Here is a 19,437-nt window from a genome sequence, read left to right as displayed (position 1 = left end):
GTTAAGAGACTTAATCGTCATCCATAGAAATAGTAAAGGGAGCGCAAGGTGTTCCTTGATGAAACACCATTTGCCATTGTTGACCATTAAATCGCCATAGCGACATGCGAATTGAATAATTAAACTCAGCACGGGCGGAACGCCTAAAAGCAGCTTGATAACTCAATTGGGCAATCTCATCACTCAGCATCCGCCCTTTAAAGTGTTGATTATAAAACTGAGGAACGACTTCAGTCGGTAAACGTGTTAAAACCTGAAACTTATTAAACGACGTGCCATTAGCTGAAATTTCAATAAAGTCATCATCGAGCAACGCATCGAGTGCATCTGCAGACTGACGGATCTCAGGTTCTAGCAATTGCCTTTCAGCCTCAATGAGCTGATTAAATAAAGTTGCTTTAATTTTACCGCTCATCGTAGTTACCCTTACTGTTTGAGCACGTTTCCGCCTTTCATAACAAAGCGTACATTTCTAAGTTCACTAATGTTATCAAGCACATTCATATTAACACTGATAATATCTGCTTGTTTACCAACACTCAAGTCACCAAGGTGCTCGCTTTGCCCTAATAATTTAGCGGCCTCGACAGTGGCTGATTTTATTGCTTCTTTTGGTGTCATGCCATAATTAACAAGTAGCTCAAACTCTTTTGCATTATCACCATGCTTTGATACGCCTGAATCTGTTCCAAATGCTATTTTAACCTTATTTTTTAACGCTAATTTAAACGATGCCTCCATTTTTGGAGCCACAAACTCAACTTTATCAGCAATTGCTTTTGGCATGTTTGGGTTTTCTAATACTTCTTGTTTGACTGTAGCACCTGCGAGTAATGTTGGGATTAAATACGCATCTTGTTTCTTAAATAGCTTAACAGTGTCTATATCTAAAAAAGAGCCATGTTCAATTGAGTCTACACCCGCCCGTAAAGCCGCTTTGATACCTTCTGTGCCATGTGCATGTGCAGTAACTGGGCGACCTAAATGATGAGCCGTATTAACGATTGCAGTAAGTTCATCATCGGTAAACTGCTGATTAACACCGGCAGCTGTATTACTCAACACCCCACCCGTGGCAGTGATTTTAATGACATCGGCCCCACTTTTTATTACATCTCTTACGGCTCGAGTACAATCATCAGCGCCATTACACACGCCTAACCCACCGCCAATGGCTTGGCTAACATCACGGCGGTATCCGTGCATATCGGCATGCCCTCCCGTTGGGGTAATCATATCGCCTGCCGCAAAAATTCTTGGCCCAGGTACATCACCCCGCTCAATTGCACGCTTTAATGGAAAAATAACTTGATAACGGCTACCTAAGTCACGCACTGAGGTAAAACCTGCGTCGACTGTGCGCTTTAAATACTTGAGTGAACGCAGTGCATCATCCGCTTCATACTCAGTTAACCACTGATGGGGGTTTCGCTTAGTATCTCGTTCAAATGTTAAGTGCACATGCATATCGATTAAACCGGGTAGCACCATCTGATTTTTTAAATCAATAATCGTTGCATCTGTAAGATTTAATTGCTCTTTAGTTAAATAACCAGCTTCAATTGCTGTAATTTTATCGTTTTCGATCACGATGGTTTGTTGTTGTTTTACAGCTTGCTCAACGCCAACCAACATTTTCCCTGCATGGATCAGCAACGTGTCAGCACTCACTGAAAATGTGCACAAAGAAACCAGTACCGATAAGGTGCCTATTTTTAGATTTATTTTTTTCATATTCGCCTCATTTTTATACTAGGTTTAACTTAAATACCGAGTAAAAGCCATTATTTGCGACATAGCAGTGTGTTACGCTAGTCTTAACAAGTGAATTTTGATATAACTTCGGCAAAATTTTAACAAGTCTGACCACATAAAGAGAACACATTATGTCTTATGCCCAAATCACTGGCTGGGGTAAATGTATACCACCAGCAAGCATTAGCAACGACGAAATCAGCAATATCGTTGATACTAACGATGAATGGATCACAACGCGTACGGGTATTAAATCTCGTCGTGTAAGCCACGTTAGCACTGCTGATTTAGCAACTGTCGCTGCAAAACACGCACTTGCATGCGCAGGTGTTGATGGGAAAGACATTGATCTTGTTTTACTCGCAACATGTACCCCCTCAACAATGGTGGCTAATACAGCCTCACTTGTACAAAAGAATATTGGTGCGGTGGGTGCAGCAGCAATGGATACAAACGCGGCATGTTCAGGCTTTTTATACGCACTACAAGCAGCTACTGCACAAATTCGTGCTGGTATGATCAAAAAAGCGGTGGTTATCGCAGCAGAGCGCATGACCTGGTACATCAATTGGGAACGTCGTGACAGTGCAGTATTATTTGGTGATGGTGCGGGCGCTGTTGTATTAGAAGCGTCTGATACTCCATCTGGTTTATTGGCAACTAAAACAGGCTGTGATAGCGAAGATCGTGATATTTTGCATATCGAAAATTTTGGTAGCGATCTTAATAAGTACGCGCCAATTGGCCCGTCTAACTTATTATTTGAAGGCCGTGAAATCTTCAAACGTGCCGTTAAAGGAATGAGCGAAGCGTGTGATGATGTGCTTAATCAAGCGCAGTTAAAACTTGATGACATCGATGTACTTGTTCCGCACCAAGCAAACTTACGCATTATTCAAGCTATTCAGCAGCGCTTAAAGGTGGCTGACGAAAAAGTAATGGTCAACATTGCTGATTACGGTAATACATCAGCTGCAACGATTGCAATTGCGATTTGCGAAGCTGTTGAGCAAGGCCTTATAAAACCAAACTCGAATATTATGTCTGCGGCATTTGGTGCCGGTTTAACGTGGGCTGCAAGCTACATTAAATGGGGCGAGCGCGTAACGCCTATCTCAATTTCAGACGCAAGCCTTCCACCCTGTGATAAAACAGGCTTAGAACTTGTTGCGCCGGCTGTTGCAGCATGTAAAGCGGCTGAATAACAAGCTATATATTGTGAATTAAGCGCGGCAATTGTCCGCGCTTTTTTGTTTCAAGGATACTGTTGATATATGAAAACAATCGGATTATTAGGTGTTCACCATGTAGCGATTATTTGTAGTGATTATGAGCATTCAAAACACTTTTACACTGAAATTTTAAAATTGCCAATTATCCATGAGCAGTACCGAAAAGAACGTGATTCTTACAAGCTAGACCTTGCACTGCCAGACGGCAGTCAAATAGAGTTGTTTTCATTTGTAAATGCGCCCACAAGACCAAGTTATCCTGAAGCACAAGGACTGCGCCATTTAGCTTTTAAAGTGGCCAATATAACGGAAGCTAAACAGTACTTAGAACAACAAGGTGTAGATGTGGAAGATATTCGTGTCGATGAAATCACCGGGAAGCAATTTACGTTTTTTGCTGATCCCGATGATTTACCGTTAGAGTTGTATCAAATATAACACTTATTGAAAACGGTCTTGTAGGTAGTTAAATACAGCACGAATACCGAGTGCTTCCCCTCCCACAGGACGACCAGGCAATGGGCGTAAGTTCCACGCCATAACGTCAAAGTGAACCCAAGGCGTAGTCGGTTCGATAAACTCTTTTAAGTAAAGTGCAGCAGTGATAGCTCCACCAAATGGGGTTGATGCACAGTTCGCAATATCAGCCACATCACTCTTTAATAACGCTTTGTATTGACTGAATAAAGGCAACTGCCAAACAGGATCAAAGCACTTTTCTCCGGCGCTCATCAACTTACTGGCTACCTCGTTATCGTTCGCAAAAAAGCCTGGCAGTTCAGTACCAAGCGCAATACGACACGCTCCTGTGAGCGTTGCAAAGTCAATAATAAGATCGGGATTGTCGTTTTGTGCTTCTGCTAACGCATCACATAACACTAAACGCCCCTCGGCATCCGTGTTATCAATTTCAACAGTGATACCTTTTCGGGTTTTAATAACATCACCCGGTCTGAATGCATTACGCGATACAGCATTTTCTACAGCAGGAACCAAGACACGTAAACGTATCGGCAAGTTCGCTGCCATAATTAGCTGCGCTAAGCCAATGACATGAGCTGCGCCCCCCATGTCTTTTTTCATGTTGCGCATGCCCGAGCTTGGTTTTAAGTCTAAACCGCCCGAGTCAAAGCACACCCCTTTGCCCACAAGGGTAATTTGAGGAGCATCTTTTGCGCCCCAGCGTAAGTCTAACAAACGTGGTTTGTTTTCACTTGCACGGCCAACCATGTGAATTGTGGGATAATTTTGCTCAAGCAACTCATCGCCAACCCATTCACTAAACTCACCATCAAAATTATCAGCTAAGTCAGCCATCACTTGTGATAAATGTTGTGGCATCATATCAGCTGCAGGTGTATTTACGAGATCGCGTACTAAATTTATTGCGCTTGCGAATTCAGTCAAGCGCTTGGCAAGGCTTTCATCACTGATAGCAAGTTGTGCTCGTGGCGATGGTTTTTCTTTATATTCACTAAACTCATAACCACCTAACATAAAGCCAAGTGCAACCTGTTCGACAAAGGCACTGTCACCCTGAATTTGGTAACAACCAGCCGGCAATTTAGTCGACAAGTCACCTGCAAGCCAAAAATCGTTAATATCGTTTACAAGGCAATACACATGAACCAAATCACCTGATTCACTGTCAGCTACGAGCGCAAGCCCCTTGTTTTTAAAGTCGCAATTACTTAACCAGTTTTGCAAAGCTTGCGGCTGTTCAGATAACCACGATGCTAAATGCGTTTTTTCAATGAAAGAGAGCGGAATACCCGTAGAAGAATGACGAATTAATGAACTCATTAAACGACTCAATATAAAGAAAAGGTAATTAAGCATACCAATAACTTGAGCTAAAGGGTATAGGCGAAATCAGATTGATAAACGCAGCTTACTTGTGATCTTTTTCTTCGGCTTCTTCTTTTGCAACTTGCTGATCTATCTCTTTAAGTGACTTATTGATATTAAATGAACTCGGAAGAACATCAACACCAACCCACTGCCCTAGTTTTACAACTAGCGGAATCGTAATGGGAGCAAAAGGTAATACAGCAAACACACCCAGCCCAATCCCTTTTAGAATATCTAAAAATTGTTCATTAGCCGTATGCAACTCTTCTTTAGTTGCGTGGCCTTGTGTATAACGTCTATAGATTTGCAGCATTTCTTTGGTTTCTTGCTTTTCTTGGGCAAGTGCGATTTTAAGTGCCACCATAGCGCGCTTAAAGCGTAATTGCTGACGCTTTTTGGTAATTTTAGCCACTCGAAATGGGGCCCGATGAATAACTTTATATAATCGCATTCGGTTATTTTCACATAAGCATCTCACTTCACAAAGCATAATTTACTTATAGTAGATTTTGCTTTACCCTTCGCACACTTTTCTTAACTCGTTTTATTTTTTAAATGTGCCAAGATCGCCACGTAAATGAACCTAAGCCACAAAAACCTGCGCCTGACGAATGTTGTGGAGGCGGTAGTTGTTGCCCATGTGTTTGGGATGAATACCGTGAGAAATTACGACAGTGGCAATTAAAAAACGAATCAAAGCAAAATAATTAAACCGTTCCAACTCAGTTTTAGTGCAAAATACGAACAAACAATCACTAATTTTAATTTTTTTTAGCTTCAACAATAAATTCTGACCTCCATTAAGAAAACCACGAATAATTTATCACCTGCGTTTTCAGTGACATACCCCTTAAAAATGCAAAAAATACGACAAAAACACTCAAAATAAAATGTTTTGTTAACAATTTGCAAATCAAATTAACAGTAGGTATAAGTTAGTTACACCAAATTAAAATACCTATTTGGTGGCATAATCATAACTATTCTAACTGGGGAAGTCAGAATGAAATTAAGAAATAATATGCTACAACAAGCTGTTAAGTTTGCTTTAGCCACGACAACAGCGGGTCTGTTTGTGTCGGGTTCTGTGGTTGCTGCAGATGAGTCAACCGAAGAGACTAAAGTTAACAAAAATGTTGAAAAAATCGCAGTAGTTGGTACTCGTTCAGCGCCGCGTTCTATCGGTGACTCACCTGTTCCTATTGATATCATAGGCGGCGAAGAACTTACTAAAGCTGGTAATACCGATATGCTTGAGCTTTTAAAAGGCTCAGTTCCTTCTTTTAACGTACACCAAAACCCGATCAGTGATGCTGCATCACTGGTTCGCCCAGCAAATTTACGTGGCCTTCCTGCTGACAGTACATTAGTACTTGTTAATGGTAAGCGTCGTCATCGTGCTTCTGTAATTGCCTTCCTTGGTGGCGGCATTAACGATGGTGCACAAGGTGCAGACATCTCTGTGATCCCAAGTATCGCGCTGAAACAAGTTGAAGTTTTACGTGATGGTGCAGCGGCACAGTATGGTTCTGATGCCATCGCAGGTGTAATGAACTTCGTATTAAAAGATGCGTCTGAGGGTGGCTCGTTTGAAATCCGCCAAGGCGAATACTACGAAGGAGATGGAGATACAACACAAATCTCTGGTAATGTCGGCCTTCCATTTACAGACAGTGGCTTTGCAAATTTAAGTTTCCAATACAAAACGGCTGACGCAACAAGTCGTTCAGTTCAACGCCATGACGCAGCTGAGCTATCTGCTGCGGGTGTACCAGACGTGTCACCACTAGCACAAGTATGGGGTGCACCAGAGGTAAATGATGACATTTCAATCTTTGGTAACATTGGTCTTCAATTAAGTAATACGTCAGATTTTTACATGTTTGGTAACTATTCTGAGCGAGATGTACGTGGTGGTTTCTATTATCGTAACCCGCATACTCGCCCAGGTGTTTATTCAAATGACGGCGGCGAAACCTTACTTGTTGGTGATTTAACGGGTGATATGAGCGGTAACTGCCCAGACGACATAAAGATTGATGGCAACGTGTTAAATAACACCGATTACATTAACCGTGTAGCGAATAACCCAGACTGTTTTGCATTCAATGAAATTTTACCTGGCGGTTTCACACCAAACTTTGGTGGGAATATCACAGATACAGCACTAACAATTGGTACCAAAGGTGAAATAACCAGTGGTTTCCTTAATGGTGCTTACTATGATTTAAGTGGTACGGTAGGTTATAACGAATCTCGTTACTTCATCTACGATACAATTAACGCGTCGCTTGGTCCTGATAGTCCACGCGACTTTAGCCCTGGTAAATACTCACAGTTAGAGAAAAACTTTAACGCTGATTTATCTAAAGGTTATGATTTTGGCTTAGCATACGACGTAAACGTAGCAGGTGGTCTTGAATGGCACGAAGAAACGTTCACCGTTGTGTCAGGTGATGTTGCTTCCTTTACAGCGGGTCCACTAACAGAGCAAGGCTTTGGTATCGGCTCAAACGGCTTCCCTGGTTTCAAACCGTCTGATGCCGGTGAGTATACTCGCCGTAACTACGCAGCGTATGTAGACGTAGAAGCCCCCTTTACAGAAGATTTCTTAGTGGGCTTAGCACTTCGTTATGAAGACTATGACACATTTGGTTCAACCACTAACTATAAGTTAACGGGTCAATACCATTTAACAGAAGATCTAAATATTCGTGGTTCAATCAGTACAGGTTTCCGTGCGCCAACGGTCGGACAAGCGAACGTAAGTAACGTGCAAACAAACTTAAGTAGCGGTGTATTAGTAGACTCAGCACTTTTACCACCCACTAACCCGATTGCAGTGCAATTAGGGGGTACCGAGCTTGAACCTGAAGAATCACAGAGCTACACATTTGGTGCCGTATGGACCTTAGGTGACTTATTCTTAACAGTAGACTACTACAACATTCAAGTAGATGACCGAATCAGTCAATCAGATAAAATTGAGCTAAGCCAAGCAGACAAAGATACTCTTGAAGCTGCGGGTGTACCCAATGTACAAAACTTAGCGCAAGTTAGCTTTTTCACAAATGACTTTGATACAACAACTCAAGGTATTGATTTAGTTGCTAACTACTCAACTGAACTACTTGGCGGAAGCTCAACATTTAGTTTAGCGTACAACTGGAATGATACTGAAGTTACTAAGTCGACCCCTATTACAGGTGAGTTTAAAGTAAGCCGTTTAGAAAACGATTTGCCTAATCACCGTGCTACATTAAGCTGGGCACAACAATGGGAAGATTTCTCTGCTTTCACACGTGTAAATTACTATGGCGAATACCAAGGTGTTCACGTTGATTATGATGCAACAGCTAAAACAGCTGACGCAGCTATTACTCTGGATGCAGAGGTTACCTACTTCTTAACTGAGTCAATTAGTTTCTCGGTAGGTGCACAAAACCTATTTGATCAAGAAGCTGAAAAACTTGATTTCTTCGACAGTACAGAGATCCCTAACAATAACTGGGGTGGCAAATACTACGAGACATCACCTTATGGGATTAATGGTGGTTTCTATTACGTGAAAGCAACTTACACGTTCTAGAACTGCGCTATTGTGTGGGTTGTGACATTACAACCCACATACCTTGGGTATTTATAGTGATTTAAAAAGGCGAAAGACATTTCGCCTTTTTCGATTTATAGTGAATAAAAATAATAAATTCTTATCGATGCTATGCTGCTAGAAAAAGCCAATCAATTACTTGCTGAAAACAAACTAAAAGAAGCTGAGTTTCATTTTAAAGCCTTGTTAGATGCGAACCCTGAAAATGGTGAAGCATTGTTTGGTTTAGGCAGAATCGCACTTCGATTAGAGCGCTATGATGCTGCTGTATATCTATTGCAGCGCGCGTGTGAAAGGCTGCCCTATCTGCTTGAACCGTTGCATGCACTTGCCGATGCGTTTAATGGCGTGCATTCACCTCAAGACGCGCTCACTGTGCTTGAATATGCAAAGTCAATCGCAAGTCATAACCCAGAGCCTCACTACTTTTTAGCTCAACACTATTTAACCTATGGTGAACTCGACAAAGCCTATGGTATTTTACAACAAGCGCTCGCCATGGGTGATTACCCAGTTAAGGCCTATATACTTTTTGAGCTTGTGCAATTTTCTCGCTTTAATCACGAGCAAAACTACCTCAATGAACTGCATCACTTTTTAACACTCACCAATAACTTGCGTTTAAAAATGGTCTGCTACTACGCATTAGGTAAAAGCTATGATTTATTAGATGATACCGAGCAAGCATTTAATTACTTTACCCTCGCTAATAAACTGCAGTCACAACTGACTACGTTTAAAACCAATGAACTCGCCCCTTTTTATCAGCAAATCATAAGCCAAAGTGATGCAACGTTAATTGATTCACGCGATAAACGTTTTACGGGCACGATCACCCCTGTTTTTATTATCGGCATGCCACGAAGTGGCTCTACTTTGCTTGAACAAATGCTCGTTAGTCACGAAAGTTTTGCAAGCCTAGGAGAAGATGCCAGTATCAGCAATCAGGTTGTTGCGTATATTGAGCAGCAAACTCAATTACCTTACCCCGAGTGCCTATCTAAACTGGATCAAAAGCTGATCAGTACGGCGCGCAATATCTATATAGAAAGATTAAAGCAATCTCCCCATGTACGCCCGTATATGATCAATAAGCTGCCAGCAAATTATCAATCACTTGGATTAATCTATCTATTATTTCCAAACGCAAAATTTATAAATATACAACGTGATTATCAGGCTGTTGCGTGGTCAGTATTTAGTAATTACTTTGCAGAAAATGAGCCCTACTTTTGCTCATTGACTGAATTTAAGCAGTATTACGATTTATATCAGCAACTTATGTCGCACTGGCATAGCGTAATGCCCGATGCACTTTTTGACTTACAATATGAGCAACTCGTCGCAGAACCTGAACAAACGTTGAGTGCTCTGTGTGAATTTTTAGGCGTTAAGTACAGCAATCGCTTTTTAGAGTTTTACAAGTCGAATAAGCCAGTCGCAACACTGAGTAAAGCAGCAGTCAGACAACCATTAACTGACAAAGCTAAAGATAAATATAAGCGTTACGAAACGGCTATGAATCGCCTTGTGAATGAGCCGAAAACCACTCAAGAAGATCAGCAAACTGATCGTGGCGCGCCTCAGGGTGAGTAAGCATATTAATATGGTCATAATTCACCTTGTGACCATATTTTCGACCGTAAATTGTCATTGTTTGCACACCTACACCTGACTCAGCCATGAACTTTTCAATGTCAATCGGTTGGCAAAGCGCCTTATCTTTTATACCCGCCACATGAAAAATAGGGGGCAGAGCTATATCTTGCAGCGCTTTTGCATAGTCAAAGCCGTCATCTGAGTCTACCCAGGGCTTGCGCTTAGCCCATTGCATACTTTGATAATGGGACTTACGCGTTTCATCGTCACTTCCCCATTTCAATTTTTTAGCAGGCACAAACCCGTGTTTTCTCGCCATTAAAGGTGCTAAACCATACCAAATTAAATTACCTTGGATGTATTTGCTTGGGTGATGATTATAAAGCGTGCGCTTTGATCCAAAATACGCACAAGCCCTTACATCATTAATAAGATTAGGAAAGCGCGCAAATACGCTATTCATTAATACCCCACCCCATGAATGGGCAACCCAATAACGTGCGGGTGCACCTTCAAGTTGTTCTATTTTTGCTAAAAAAGCGGGGATGTCTTCTAATATGGCTTCGGTTTGCCCGTAGCTCGCATATTTTGATATTGCAGGTTTACTTTCACCACGGCCCCGTAAATCAGCCACGTAGCACACATAACCCTGTTCAGCTAAAAACGGTGCCAAACCTTTATTGCTGTGAGTGTAAAAAATTTTGCCATTCTCGACTGCACCATGCATAAAAAACACCGCAGGCCCGGTTGCATCAGTTTTACAAATACGGCGCATATGGAGGGTTTGATTTTCAGCTAATTTTATAAATACAGACTGTTGTTTTAATGTCACGGTTGACCTTTTTTATTATTATAAACTCATCGTACCAGCAATACGTTACGTCAGTATTACTAGCAAAGCAAGCATGATGTGATCAAGTAAGTAGCCCTTAAATACAACAAGACTTTGTAAACGTAAGAGCGGGAGTTTTAATAAAAATATAACGGAATGAACCAAATGAAATTGAGTTGAGTTGAGTTGAGTTGCATGCTTAAAGACGATAAGCGGACATTGACAACTCCCTTATTATCGTTTTTTTCACAGTTGGCTAAACATGCAGCTCAGGATGAAAACCAACTGTGAAAAGTGATTTCCTTGCTATGTTTTTTTACACTCGAAACCCTTAGAGTCCACCCGTGCGATACTGTCTTTGTCGCCACATTGCTCTATGGCCATTTCCATGTGATTTTGCTCATTATATTGTTTAGCGATGGCCCCAAGCCCTACCAATATTACCAAGGCTATAAGAACTTTTTTAAATTTAGACATAAACACTCCTTTGAAAATGATCACTCAATACATTAGTACCTAAATATTACACATAAAGGGACAAGCAAACAATTCACTTTCCCTCTGCACAAACCAGCCGCAAGTTTTAATTACTCGCAGCGGTTAAAGTTTACCTTTAATTATCATTCAATCATTGCCATTGAATTTATATTGAAATGATAAATGGAAAACGATTCACCCTCTTCTTTTAAAGTCACTGTTATTTGTGCTTCACCATTTTCAAAAGAAGCTGGGATTTTATAAGTAACAAAAGTACCTGATCCATCGCCTGTTACAGCTTTAGTGCTGACATTAATAAATTGATACTCACCGAGTTCTTTCAAATCGCCTAATTTCGAAAAAGCTCGAATAATTTTTGACAAGTCGTCATCTGAAACACCCTCAATTGAGGTTGGGGTCATGTAACTTTTTAATGTTTGTGCGTCCCATTTAGATATTTCAGTTAATGCCGGGGTTAAATAAGGTATCGCTGTTTCTTTATATCCTGACGCTTTAAATGAAGTCCAAACCGCTAGGATTACAAACAAGCAAATTATAACTAAGAGCGTTATACCCATTCCTTTAAGTATTTTTTTATCATTATTTTTATTACTTTTCAGTTAGTTGAAATTAAAATTTACCAGCTTTTAATTGTTATTCATAGCCGTTTTATGACTCGTATTAATGAAAAGATTACTTTGCCTCGATTATCAAACAGATAAACTGCATTTAAGAACACACATGACTTTATCACTTAGCTTACCTTTGTTAATTCAGTTAACGCTTAAAATTAGAAAGTTAAATGCATGAAAATTGGTTTTTAGTCATTTTATGCTAACAGAAACCAATAAAATTTCTGACCACCCTGCCTGTTTAAAAAAACCTAAAAACAACACTTTGTAATGATTAATTTGATACAATCTGTACTGAACATTGCTAACAGATAGGTTTATTTAATGCATCCGCGAAATCGCCACCTCAATGGCTACGACTTTACTTTATTATGTAAAGATACTCCGGCTCTTTCTCAGTTTATAACACAAAGCCCAACCGGCAGTGAGACTCTCGATTTTTCAGATGCAATGGCAGTGAAAACCCTTAATCAAGCATTATTAAAAAGCCAATACAAAATTGATTTTTGGGATTTGCCCGACAATTATCTGTGTCCTCCTGTACCCGGTCGAGTTGATTACATTCATCATCTAGCAGACTTATTAGCCAGTGATAACCAAGGTAAAATCCCTACAGGTAAGCAAGTTAAAGTGCTGGATATTGGCACAGGTGCAAATTTGATCTACCCGTTAATTGGTCAACATGAGTATGGCTGGCATTTTACAGGGTCTGATATCGATACCTTATCCGTTAAAATTGCCAAGCAAATTGCGCAATTTAACCGTTTAAAAATATCAGTAAAGCAACAAGATAACAGCAATAAAATGTTTACAGGCGTTATCACTGATAAAGATGTGTTCCACTTAACCTTATGTAACCCGCCATTTCATGCCAATGAACAGCAGGCACAAACAGGTTCACAGCGTAAGTGGAAAAATTTAAATAAAACCCCTAAAAAAGAACTCAACTTTGGGGGCAGAGAAAACGAACTTTGGTGTGAAGGTGGCGAACGCGAGTTCATCAGTAAAATGATCACCGAAAGCCAAGAGTTCAGTGAGCAGTGTATTTGGTTTACGTCTTTAGTATCAAAGTCAGAAACACTCCCACAACTCAAAAAACAACTCGCATCGCTTGATGTCAAAGACGTTAAAACAATAAAAATGGCACAAGGCCAAAAAATAAGCCGCTTTATCGCTTGGAGTTACTTTGACCAAGCAGACCGCGAAGCCATTCTTAACCAACTTGTATAAGGGTAATAACATGATCGACTTTCGTTCAGACACAGTCACTCAACCTACAGCCGATATGCGTGCAATTATGAATAATGCTGCCGTTGGTGATGATGTTTACGGTGATGACCCAAGCGTTAACCAATTAGAACACGTTGCTGCTGAGCGACATGGGTTCGAAAGTGCGCTTTTTTGCAGCTCTGGTACGCAAGCAAATTTACTTGCTTTAATGGCGCATTGCGAACGTGGTGATGAGTACATTTGTGGCCAACAAGCACATAACTATAAGTTTGAAGGTGGCGGTGCCGCCGTACTTGGGTCGATTCAACCACAACCGATTGAAAATAACGCCGATGGCACCATTGATTTAAACAAGGTGGTTGCAGCTATTAAAGCGGATGACTTTCACTTTGCAAAAACGAAACTACTCAGCCTTGAAAACACCATTGGAGGCAAAGTACTGCCATTAAGTTACCTTGAACAAGCAAGAGAATGTGTTAATAAACACAACCTTGCACTTCACCTTGATGGTGCGCGTGTGTATAACGCAGCAGTTAAGTTAGGTGTCGATATTACTGAAATCACCCAATACTTTGATTCAGTGTCTATTTGCCTATCAAAAGGGTTAGGCGCCCCTGTGGGTTCATTATTATTGGGTAACAAAGCACTTATTGATAAAGCTCGCCGCTGGCGTAAAGTGCTTGGTGGTGGTATGCGCCAAGCGGGTATGCTTGCTGCAGCGGGGCAATATGCGCTTGAGAATCACGTCACCCGACTAAGTGACGATCACGATAATGCGGCTTATCTCGCTGAAAAATTAAATTCATTATCAGGCTTTGATACCACACCTTTTCAAATCGATACCAACATTGTGTACGCAAATGTCGATGAAGCTATTGATTTAAAAGCTGTTGCTAATAAGCTAAAAGAGAAAAATATACTTTTTTCAGCAGGCAAACCACTTCGCTTAGTGACGCATTTAGGGGTCACTAAGCACGATATTAACTGCTTTATTGATGCTTTAGCGGCAGAGATTTAACGCAGCTTTATAATGTTTGCGGCACACCGATACATATCGGTCGTTGCCGCCAATTTCGACTTGATTACCATCAGCAATCGCATTGCCCTGCTCATCGGTGCGTAAAACGTGGTTTGCTTTACGACCGCAATGACACACGGTTTTTAGCTCAATAAGTTTATCCGCCCACGCTAAAAGATACTGCGAGCCACTAAATAACTCACCTCTAAAATCATTACGAAGACCATAACAAAGAACAGGAATGCCCAGTTCATCGACCACATCGGTTAATTGCATCACTTGCAATTTAGATAAAAACTGACACTCATCAACTAAAATACAATGACGCTTTTTCTGATCGTTCAACGATTTGATTAGCTCAAATACATCTTTGTCGGCATCAAAAATATGTGCATCAGCTTGTAAACCTATCCGTGACGATACTTTGCCAACGCCCGCTCTGTCATCAATCGCAGCGGTTAAAATCACTGGTTCCATTCCACGTTCGCGGTAGTTAAAAGCCGATTGTAAAAGTGTGGTTGATTTACCCGCATTCATTGCAGAATAATAAAAGTACAGCTGTGCCATGATGTTGCCCAAAATTTAAAGTCGCAATATGCTACCCTAATCGTGCAATAACATCATCTATTACCTTACTCTTTTGCGCCGTAGCTGCTCATCTCTAAATGAGGGGAGTTTTGCATCTGTTTTGCAAAGGTCAATGGGATATTCTGCTTTAAAAGTTGCTGCCAAATAACAACCGCCTCATTCTGATGCTTAACATAAAACTCATTCGAAAAAGCCAAGTACGCTGTCACCGTATTTAAAGGCGGATAGACAGGTGCCAGCTTCTGTCTATGGTATACCGATAAATCAAGTTTACTATTTTCGATTTGGCAGAGTACTAAAGCCGCATCGGCTCGCCCCTCAGATACGCGCTCTATAGCCTGCTGCTGAGTAAACGTGTGTTCAATAAAAAACGCCTCTTCGCTGGCCGCTTCTCCCACAAAAAGCCCATTTGCAACGGCCAAAGAAAATGCCTTTGATTGTAACACTTCACGAGATTGCCATTTGGTATGAAAGCGACGACTTCCAATTAAGCATTGGCTCATTCTTGCAAAGGCAAATTTAGCAATCGGTACACCTTTATCAGTAACCGGAAATACAGCATAACGGGATTTTTGTGGGCTAAATCCCGCTATAAATGCATCGACTCGACCTTGCTTAATCGCTGTAATACACTGCGACCATGGCATTTTTACAAACTTAAAAGTCACGGATTCAAGTGCATTATCAAGTTTAGCAAGCGCCGCTAATTGCGCCGTAGGTTCAACAAGGGGTATTTCATGTTTAGCACCAACAAACAGAGGTGCTTGTGTGTGGTCTGCATAACATAAGGTCAGAGGCAATGGCGCACTACTTTTCGCCTGACAATGCGGAGAAAGTACGATAAAAAGAACAAGTAAAAATCTAATAAAAAACAACGTCACTGTCATAATAAACTACGAATTTAGTCAACTGATAACAGTGTAGAAGTAAAAACAGGATTTTTACAAAATTCCTTCGTGTTTAAGTAGCCATTCTTTACGGTCTAGTCCACCGGCATACCCCGTTAGCTTTCCGCTTGCACCAATTACCCGATGACATGGCACTATGATACTAATTGGGTTCTTACCATTGGCTGCGCCCACTGCACGCACCGCTTTTGGGTTATTAATAGCCTGTGCTATATCTAGGTAACTCTTGGTTTTACCAAATTCAACCCCCATTAGCGCACGCCACACTGATTGCTGAAACGCCGTCCCTTGCGTGTCAAGCGGCACACTAAAATGTGTACGTTCGCCCTTGAAGTATTCGTTAAGCTCGCTCATGCATATTAAAATCGGGGTTAATGTATGCTCGTTTACGGCTTCAGTTTGCATGGCAACAACAGGATAAAAACCTACATAACTGACGCCCTTTGAGGTGCTTTGAATGGTAATATCGCCAAGTGGGCTTGGCATAATAACTTGTTGCGTTTTCATAATTGTTGCCATAGTTGAAATGTTAAATAAGAACGGAAAGGTGCACAGCGCTCACTATCAAATTCACCTACCTCTGCTAAAGCCTTTTTAATGCCTAAGTCACCGGCAAGTAAAATATCAGGGTTACTTTGACCACGCAGCTTAGCGTAATTAACTGTCCATGGGCCAATCCCTTTTAGTGACAGCCAATTATCAAGCTCTTGATTGCCAGGATGTTGATGACAATACGCACTTAACCGGTTTAAAGCGTCTTTGCGTGATTGAGGCATTTTAAAGAAGCTCAATTCTGAATTGGCAAGCCATTCTGGAGATGGAAAAAACACGGTATCACACGCTTGATTAAACTCAGCGACCAGCTTAGTTACCAAGTTGTGCGCAGCAGTCACACTCACTTGTTGACCCAAGACTGCGCGAATACCCGCTTCAAAATCCGACCAAATACCGGGTAAGCGTAAGCCTTGTGTCAATGGCATGGCATTATTAAGTTCGGCATTTAAATAGGCTTCAATCGTGTGCGTATCAGCATCTAAATCAAGTACACGACGAATGTTATGGATCACTTGTTGTAAATAGCGGGTGTTATCAATATCTATCGTGACTTTAAAATGATTTTTTTGTTCAACAAATTGAGCAGTAAATTGCCCTTGGCAATGCGGGTCTTTAAATGTGCGCCCATAGCTTGTTTCGCTAAGCCATTCGAGACCTTTAATTAAGCGGCGCTGTAAAAACCCATGTAAAGCCTGCCAGTTATAAGGTGGACGAAACGCCAAGGTTAAATTTAACGTTGCACTTGGTTTTTTGTCGGTTTTTCGCAATTTTGATGGTGCAATATTAAGCTGCTTTAAAAATGCGTCGTTAAAACGGCGAATACTATTAAAACCAGATGCAAAAGCGATGTCAGCAACCGATAAATCAGTTTCTTGTAACAGCTGCTTAGCAAAATTGCACTGATTGAATAAGCGATATTGTGTGATTGAAAGACCAAAGTGCTGATTAAACAAACGGCGCAAATAACGACTCGACACACCTAATCTATCGGCCAGCACTTCACAATCATATGCCTCGCCTTTGTCAATAAGTTGCTTTGCTCTTAGCGCCGTGGTTTTAGTTCCTAACCACGCGGGACTATTCGGTGCGCTATCTGGTCGACACCGGATACAAGGGCGAAACCCATCCTGTGCCGCTAAATGCGCGTACTGATAGTATTCAACATTTTTCTCTTGCGCTGTCGGTGCTGGACAAATTGGCCGACAATATATACCGGTACTTTTTACCGCGACAAAAAATACCCCATCAAATCGGGCATCACGGCTTTGCCTTGCTGTACGCCATTGTTGGCTAGTCATAATGATTCTCGTAATCAGCTAATACCGATAGCTTAACCGAATATATTTTTTTGACTAGCCAGTTTCGGACCTTAACTATTTAATCGCTGCTAAATAACGTCGCTCAACTTCGGGCCAATTAATCACTTTATAAAATGCAGCGATGTATTCTGGTCGGCGGTTTTGATATTTTAAGTAATAGGCATGCTCCCACACATCGAGAGCCAAAATAGGCGTATGGTTATGCATCAGCGGGCTGTCTTGATTTAAACTACTTTCAACAACGAGTTGATTATTTTCGTCAACACATAACCATGCCCAGCCACTTCCAAAGCGACTGACAGCGGCATCAGTAAACTGCTCTTTAAACTCATCAAAACTGCCAAATGCTTCAACGATCGCTGTATGTAATTCACCGCTTGGTTTGCCAACCCCATTCGGTGTCATCACTTGCCAAAATAATGAGTGATTATGGTGCCCGCCAACATGCTCTTGCACCGCCTTTTGTAATGACTCGGGCATTGTCGCAATCGTTCGCAACAGTGTTTCGGCATCTTGCTCGCTATAATGACTCCCTTCTAAGGCAGCATTCGCCTTATTAATATAAGTTTGGTGGTGCAATGTATGATGGATTTCCATGGTTTTTGCATCAATATTAGGCTCGAGTGCATCATAGTCATAAGCTAAATCGGGTAATGTAAAAGGCATACTGATTCCTTATCGTTAATGTAATAACTGCGTTTTGTGGGGATGCTCAGCTAATAGCTGATTTATACGATTGATGAGGGTTGGAAATGCCGATGACATTTTCGCAAACTTCACCAGCTCAAAATACGTTTTGTGATGATGATGTAATACGTGTGTGCGAACTTGCTGCTCTGGGTGCATTAAAAGATGACTAAGCCGTTGATGAGCATAGCAAAGCCAACTACAGGCTTGCTCAGGTTTTTGCATAACTTTAAAGGTATCTGCAAGGTTTAAAGTCGCCACTACAAAGGCCGCAATACAATGCTCTAATGTGTCAATAACCGTGGGGGTTAGTGGTAAGTTCGCAAATTGCGTGAGTAATGTTTCTGCACAACCACTTGCCTGCGTGTAGTGATCGCGAGCAATGATTAATTCGCCAGACTCAAAAGCCAGATTCCCGTTATAAATAGCGTTTTGCCAAGGTGCTAATGCATCATCAATAACTGGAGCACCTAAGGTCGAGAGATGTGTTGTGTGTGTCATAAAAATCACCTGCACTTAAAACCTGTGTATTAAAACTACACAGACAAAGCGATAAATGCAAATGATTTTTATTTATATTTATTACTTGTGTGATTTGGTGATATTACTGATTCGCAAAATCGATCAACTCTTGCCCTGTTAGTCGATAAATGATCCATTCATTTTGTGGTTTAGCACCAATGCTGTCATAAAAATCAATCGCTGGTTTATTCCAATCAAGTACTACCCACTCAAATCGACCGCAGTCTTTTTCTAACGCTTGTTTCGCAAGGTATTGCATAATTTTTTTACCTGCACCTTTACCACGGCTATCAGCACTGACGTATAAGTCTTCTAAATACAAACCGTTTTTACCAAGCCACGTAGAATAATTATAAAAATAAACGGCAAAACCAATGGCTGTGTCACCTTCTAAACAAATAACACTGTGAGCGGTTGCACCTTCACTAAATAAAGTTTTTAAAATAGCATTCTCATCAGTCTTTACTGCATCTGGTTCTTTTTCGTAGATAGCTAGTTCATTGATGAAATGTAGGATAGTTGCTGCGTCGCTCGGTACTACAGGACGAATTGAAATTTGATTGCTCACGGTCTGTTCCATATGTTACTTCATTATTATAGCGCCCAGTTTATAAGGGCTTAC

Annotated in this window: 21 protein-coding genes; 7 read left to right on the top strand and 14 right to left on the bottom strand. The window is 41.1% G+C overall.

Annotation, left to right across the window (positions count from 1 at the left end; translation table 11 throughout):
• Positions 1–10: 10 nt before the first annotated feature.
• Entirely contained in the window at positions 11–415 is a 405-nt protein-coding gene (locus tag BWD47_RS02705) for a DUF4440 domain-containing protein (RefSeq protein WP_036972813.1), read from the bottom strand.
• Positions 416–426: 11 nt separating this feature from the next.
• On the bottom strand, positions 427–1,734 hold the full coding sequence (locus tag BWD47_RS02700; protein ID WP_083633621.1) for an amidohydrolase family protein: 1,308 nt from the start codon (positions 1,732–1,734) through the stop codon (positions 427–429).
• Positions 1,735–1,886: 152 nt separating this feature from the next.
• On the opposite strand from BWD47_RS02700, the gene BWD47_RS02695 reads away from it, so the two are divergent.
• Positions 1,887–2,960 carry a ketoacyl-ACP synthase III gene (locus BWD47_RS02695; protein WP_065979118.1) on the top strand — a complete coding sequence of 358 codons (1,074 nt, stop codon included), beginning with the start codon at positions 1,887–1,889 and terminating at the stop codon, positions 2,958–2,960.
• Positions 2,961–3,038: 78 nt separating this feature from the next.
• Positions 3,039–3,425 carry a VOC family protein gene (locus tag BWD47_RS02690; protein ID WP_036972994.1) on the top strand — a complete coding sequence of 129 codons (387 nt, stop codon included), beginning with the start codon at positions 3,039–3,041 and terminating at the stop codon, positions 3,423–3,425.
• A 3-nt stretch (positions 3,426–3,428) separates the two neighbouring features.
• Here BWD47_RS02690 and BWD47_RS02685 read toward each other — a convergent pair whose 3' ends face one another.
• Positions 3,429–4,790 carry a M17 family metallopeptidase gene (locus BWD47_RS02685; RefSeq protein ID WP_065979117.1) on the bottom strand — a complete coding sequence of 454 codons (1,362 nt, stop codon included), beginning with the start codon at positions 4,788–4,790 and terminating at the stop codon, positions 3,429–3,431.
• 88 nt (positions 4,791–4,878) lie between these two features.
• A complete protein-coding gene (locus tag BWD47_RS02680; RefSeq protein WP_036972817.1) occupies positions 4,879–5,289 on the bottom strand; it encodes a hypothetical protein in 411 nt (136 codons plus the stop codon).
• Between the two features lie 104 nt (positions 5,290–5,393).
• On the opposite strand from BWD47_RS02680, the gene BWD47_RS02675 reads away from it, so the two are divergent.
• The 3 genes from BWD47_RS02675 (at position 5,394) to BWD47_RS02665 (ending at position 10,044) form a co-directional block, all read left to right on the top strand.
• On the top strand, positions 5,394–5,549 hold the full coding sequence (locus BWD47_RS02675; protein ID WP_075593321.1) for an oxidoreductase-like domain-containing protein: 156 nt from the start codon (positions 5,394–5,396) through the stop codon (positions 5,547–5,549).
• Between the two features lie 292 nt (positions 5,550–5,841).
• The gene (locus BWD47_RS02670; protein WP_075593320.1) at positions 5,842–8,427 is read left to right on the top strand and encodes a TonB-dependent siderophore receptor; all 2,586 of its coding nucleotides are present in this window, start codon (positions 5,842–5,844) and stop codon (positions 8,425–8,427) included.
• 132 nt (positions 8,428–8,559) lie between these two features.
• On the top strand, positions 8,560–10,044 hold the full coding sequence (locus tag BWD47_RS02665) for a sulfotransferase (RefSeq protein ID WP_075593319.1): 1,485 nt from the start codon (positions 8,560–8,562) through the stop codon (positions 10,042–10,044).
• Here BWD47_RS02665 and BWD47_RS02660 read toward each other — a convergent pair.
• From BWD47_RS02660 to BWD47_RS02655, 3 genes are all read right to left on the bottom strand, one after another.
• On the bottom strand, positions 9,965–10,879 hold the full coding sequence (locus tag BWD47_RS02660; protein ID WP_036972821.1) for an alpha/beta fold hydrolase: 915 nt from the start codon (positions 10,877–10,879) through the stop codon (positions 9,965–9,967). The genes BWD47_RS02665 and BWD47_RS02660 overlap by 80 nt on opposite strands.
• A 306-nt stretch (positions 10,880–11,185) precedes the next feature.
• On the bottom strand, positions 11,186–11,356 hold the full coding sequence (locus BWD47_RS20085; protein WP_155950861.1) for a hypothetical protein: 171 nt from the start codon (positions 11,354–11,356) through the stop codon (positions 11,186–11,188).
• Between the two features lie 143 nt (positions 11,357–11,499).
• Entirely contained in the window at positions 11,500–11,904 is a 405-nt protein-coding gene (locus BWD47_RS02655) for a hypothetical protein (protein ID WP_065979113.1), read from the bottom strand.
• A gap of 408 nt (positions 11,905–12,312) precedes the next feature.
• On the opposite strand from BWD47_RS02655, the gene rlmF reads away from it, so the two are divergent.
• Together rlmF and ltaE are read left to right on the top strand one after the other, a co-directional pair.
• The gene (gene rlmF, locus BWD47_RS02650) at positions 12,313–13,218 is read left to right on the top strand and encodes a 23S rRNA (adenine(1618)-N(6))-methyltransferase RlmF (protein WP_065979112.1); all 906 of its coding nucleotides are present in this window, start codon (positions 12,313–12,315) and stop codon (positions 13,216–13,218) included.
• Between the two features lie 10 nt (positions 13,219–13,228).
• Positions 13,229–14,236, top strand: a complete 1,008-nt coding sequence (gene ltaE / locus BWD47_RS02645) for a low-specificity L-threonine aldolase (RefSeq protein ID WP_065979111.1) — start codon at positions 13,229–13,231, stop codon at positions 14,234–14,236.
• On the opposite strand, the gene BWD47_RS02640 is transcribed toward ltaE, so the two are convergent.
• The 7 genes from BWD47_RS02640 to BWD47_RS02610 form a co-directional block, all read right to left on the bottom strand.
• Complete coding sequence (locus BWD47_RS02640; protein WP_065979110.1) at positions 14,219–14,803, bottom strand: thymidine kinase; 585 nt, start codon at positions 14,801–14,803, stop codon at positions 14,219–14,221. The genes ltaE and BWD47_RS02640 overlap by 18 nt on opposite strands.
• Positions 14,804–14,868: 65 nt before the next feature.
• Positions 14,869–15,711, bottom strand: a complete 843-nt coding sequence (locus BWD47_RS02635; protein WP_083633620.1) for a transporter substrate-binding domain-containing protein — start codon at positions 15,709–15,711, stop codon at positions 14,869–14,871.
• A gap of 54 nt (positions 15,712–15,765) precedes the next feature.
• Positions 15,766–16,239: a methylated-DNA--[protein]-cysteine S-methyltransferase gene (locus BWD47_RS02630; protein ID WP_074989113.1), complete on the bottom strand. Its 474-nt coding sequence runs from the start codon at positions 16,237–16,239 to the stop codon at positions 15,766–15,768.
• Complete coding sequence (locus tag BWD47_RS02625) at positions 16,236–17,585, bottom strand: DNA-3-methyladenine glycosylase 2 family protein (protein WP_075593317.1); 1,350 nt, start codon at positions 17,583–17,585, stop codon at positions 16,236–16,238. Before BWD47_RS02625 ends, BWD47_RS02630 begins: the two co-directional genes overlap by 4 nt.
• A 75-nt stretch (positions 17,586–17,660) precedes the next feature.
• Positions 17,661–18,272 carry a superoxide dismutase gene (locus tag BWD47_RS02620; protein ID WP_075593316.1) on the bottom strand — a complete coding sequence of 204 codons (612 nt, stop codon included), beginning with the start codon at positions 18,270–18,272 and terminating at the stop codon, positions 17,661–17,663.
• A gap of 15 nt (positions 18,273–18,287) precedes the next feature.
• A complete protein-coding gene (locus BWD47_RS02615) occupies positions 18,288–18,794 on the bottom strand; it encodes a hypothetical protein (RefSeq protein WP_075593315.1) in 507 nt (168 codons plus the stop codon).
• 103 nt (positions 18,795–18,897) lie between these two features.
• The gene (locus BWD47_RS02610) at positions 18,898–19,395 is read right to left on the bottom strand and encodes a GNAT family N-acetyltransferase (RefSeq protein ID WP_143474467.1); all 498 of its coding nucleotides are present in this window, start codon (positions 19,393–19,395) and stop codon (positions 18,898–18,900) included.
• Positions 19,396–19,437 lie beyond the last annotated feature (42 nt).

The organism is Pseudoalteromonas sp. PAB 2.2, from assembly GCF_001938575.1.
GTDB classification, from domain to species: Bacteria; Pseudomonadota; Gammaproteobacteria; order Enterobacterales; family Alteromonadaceae; genus Pseudoalteromonas; species Pseudoalteromonas lipolytica.
Note: the sequence above shows the minus strand (reverse complement) of the source record. Positions and strands in the feature narration are given on the sequence as shown.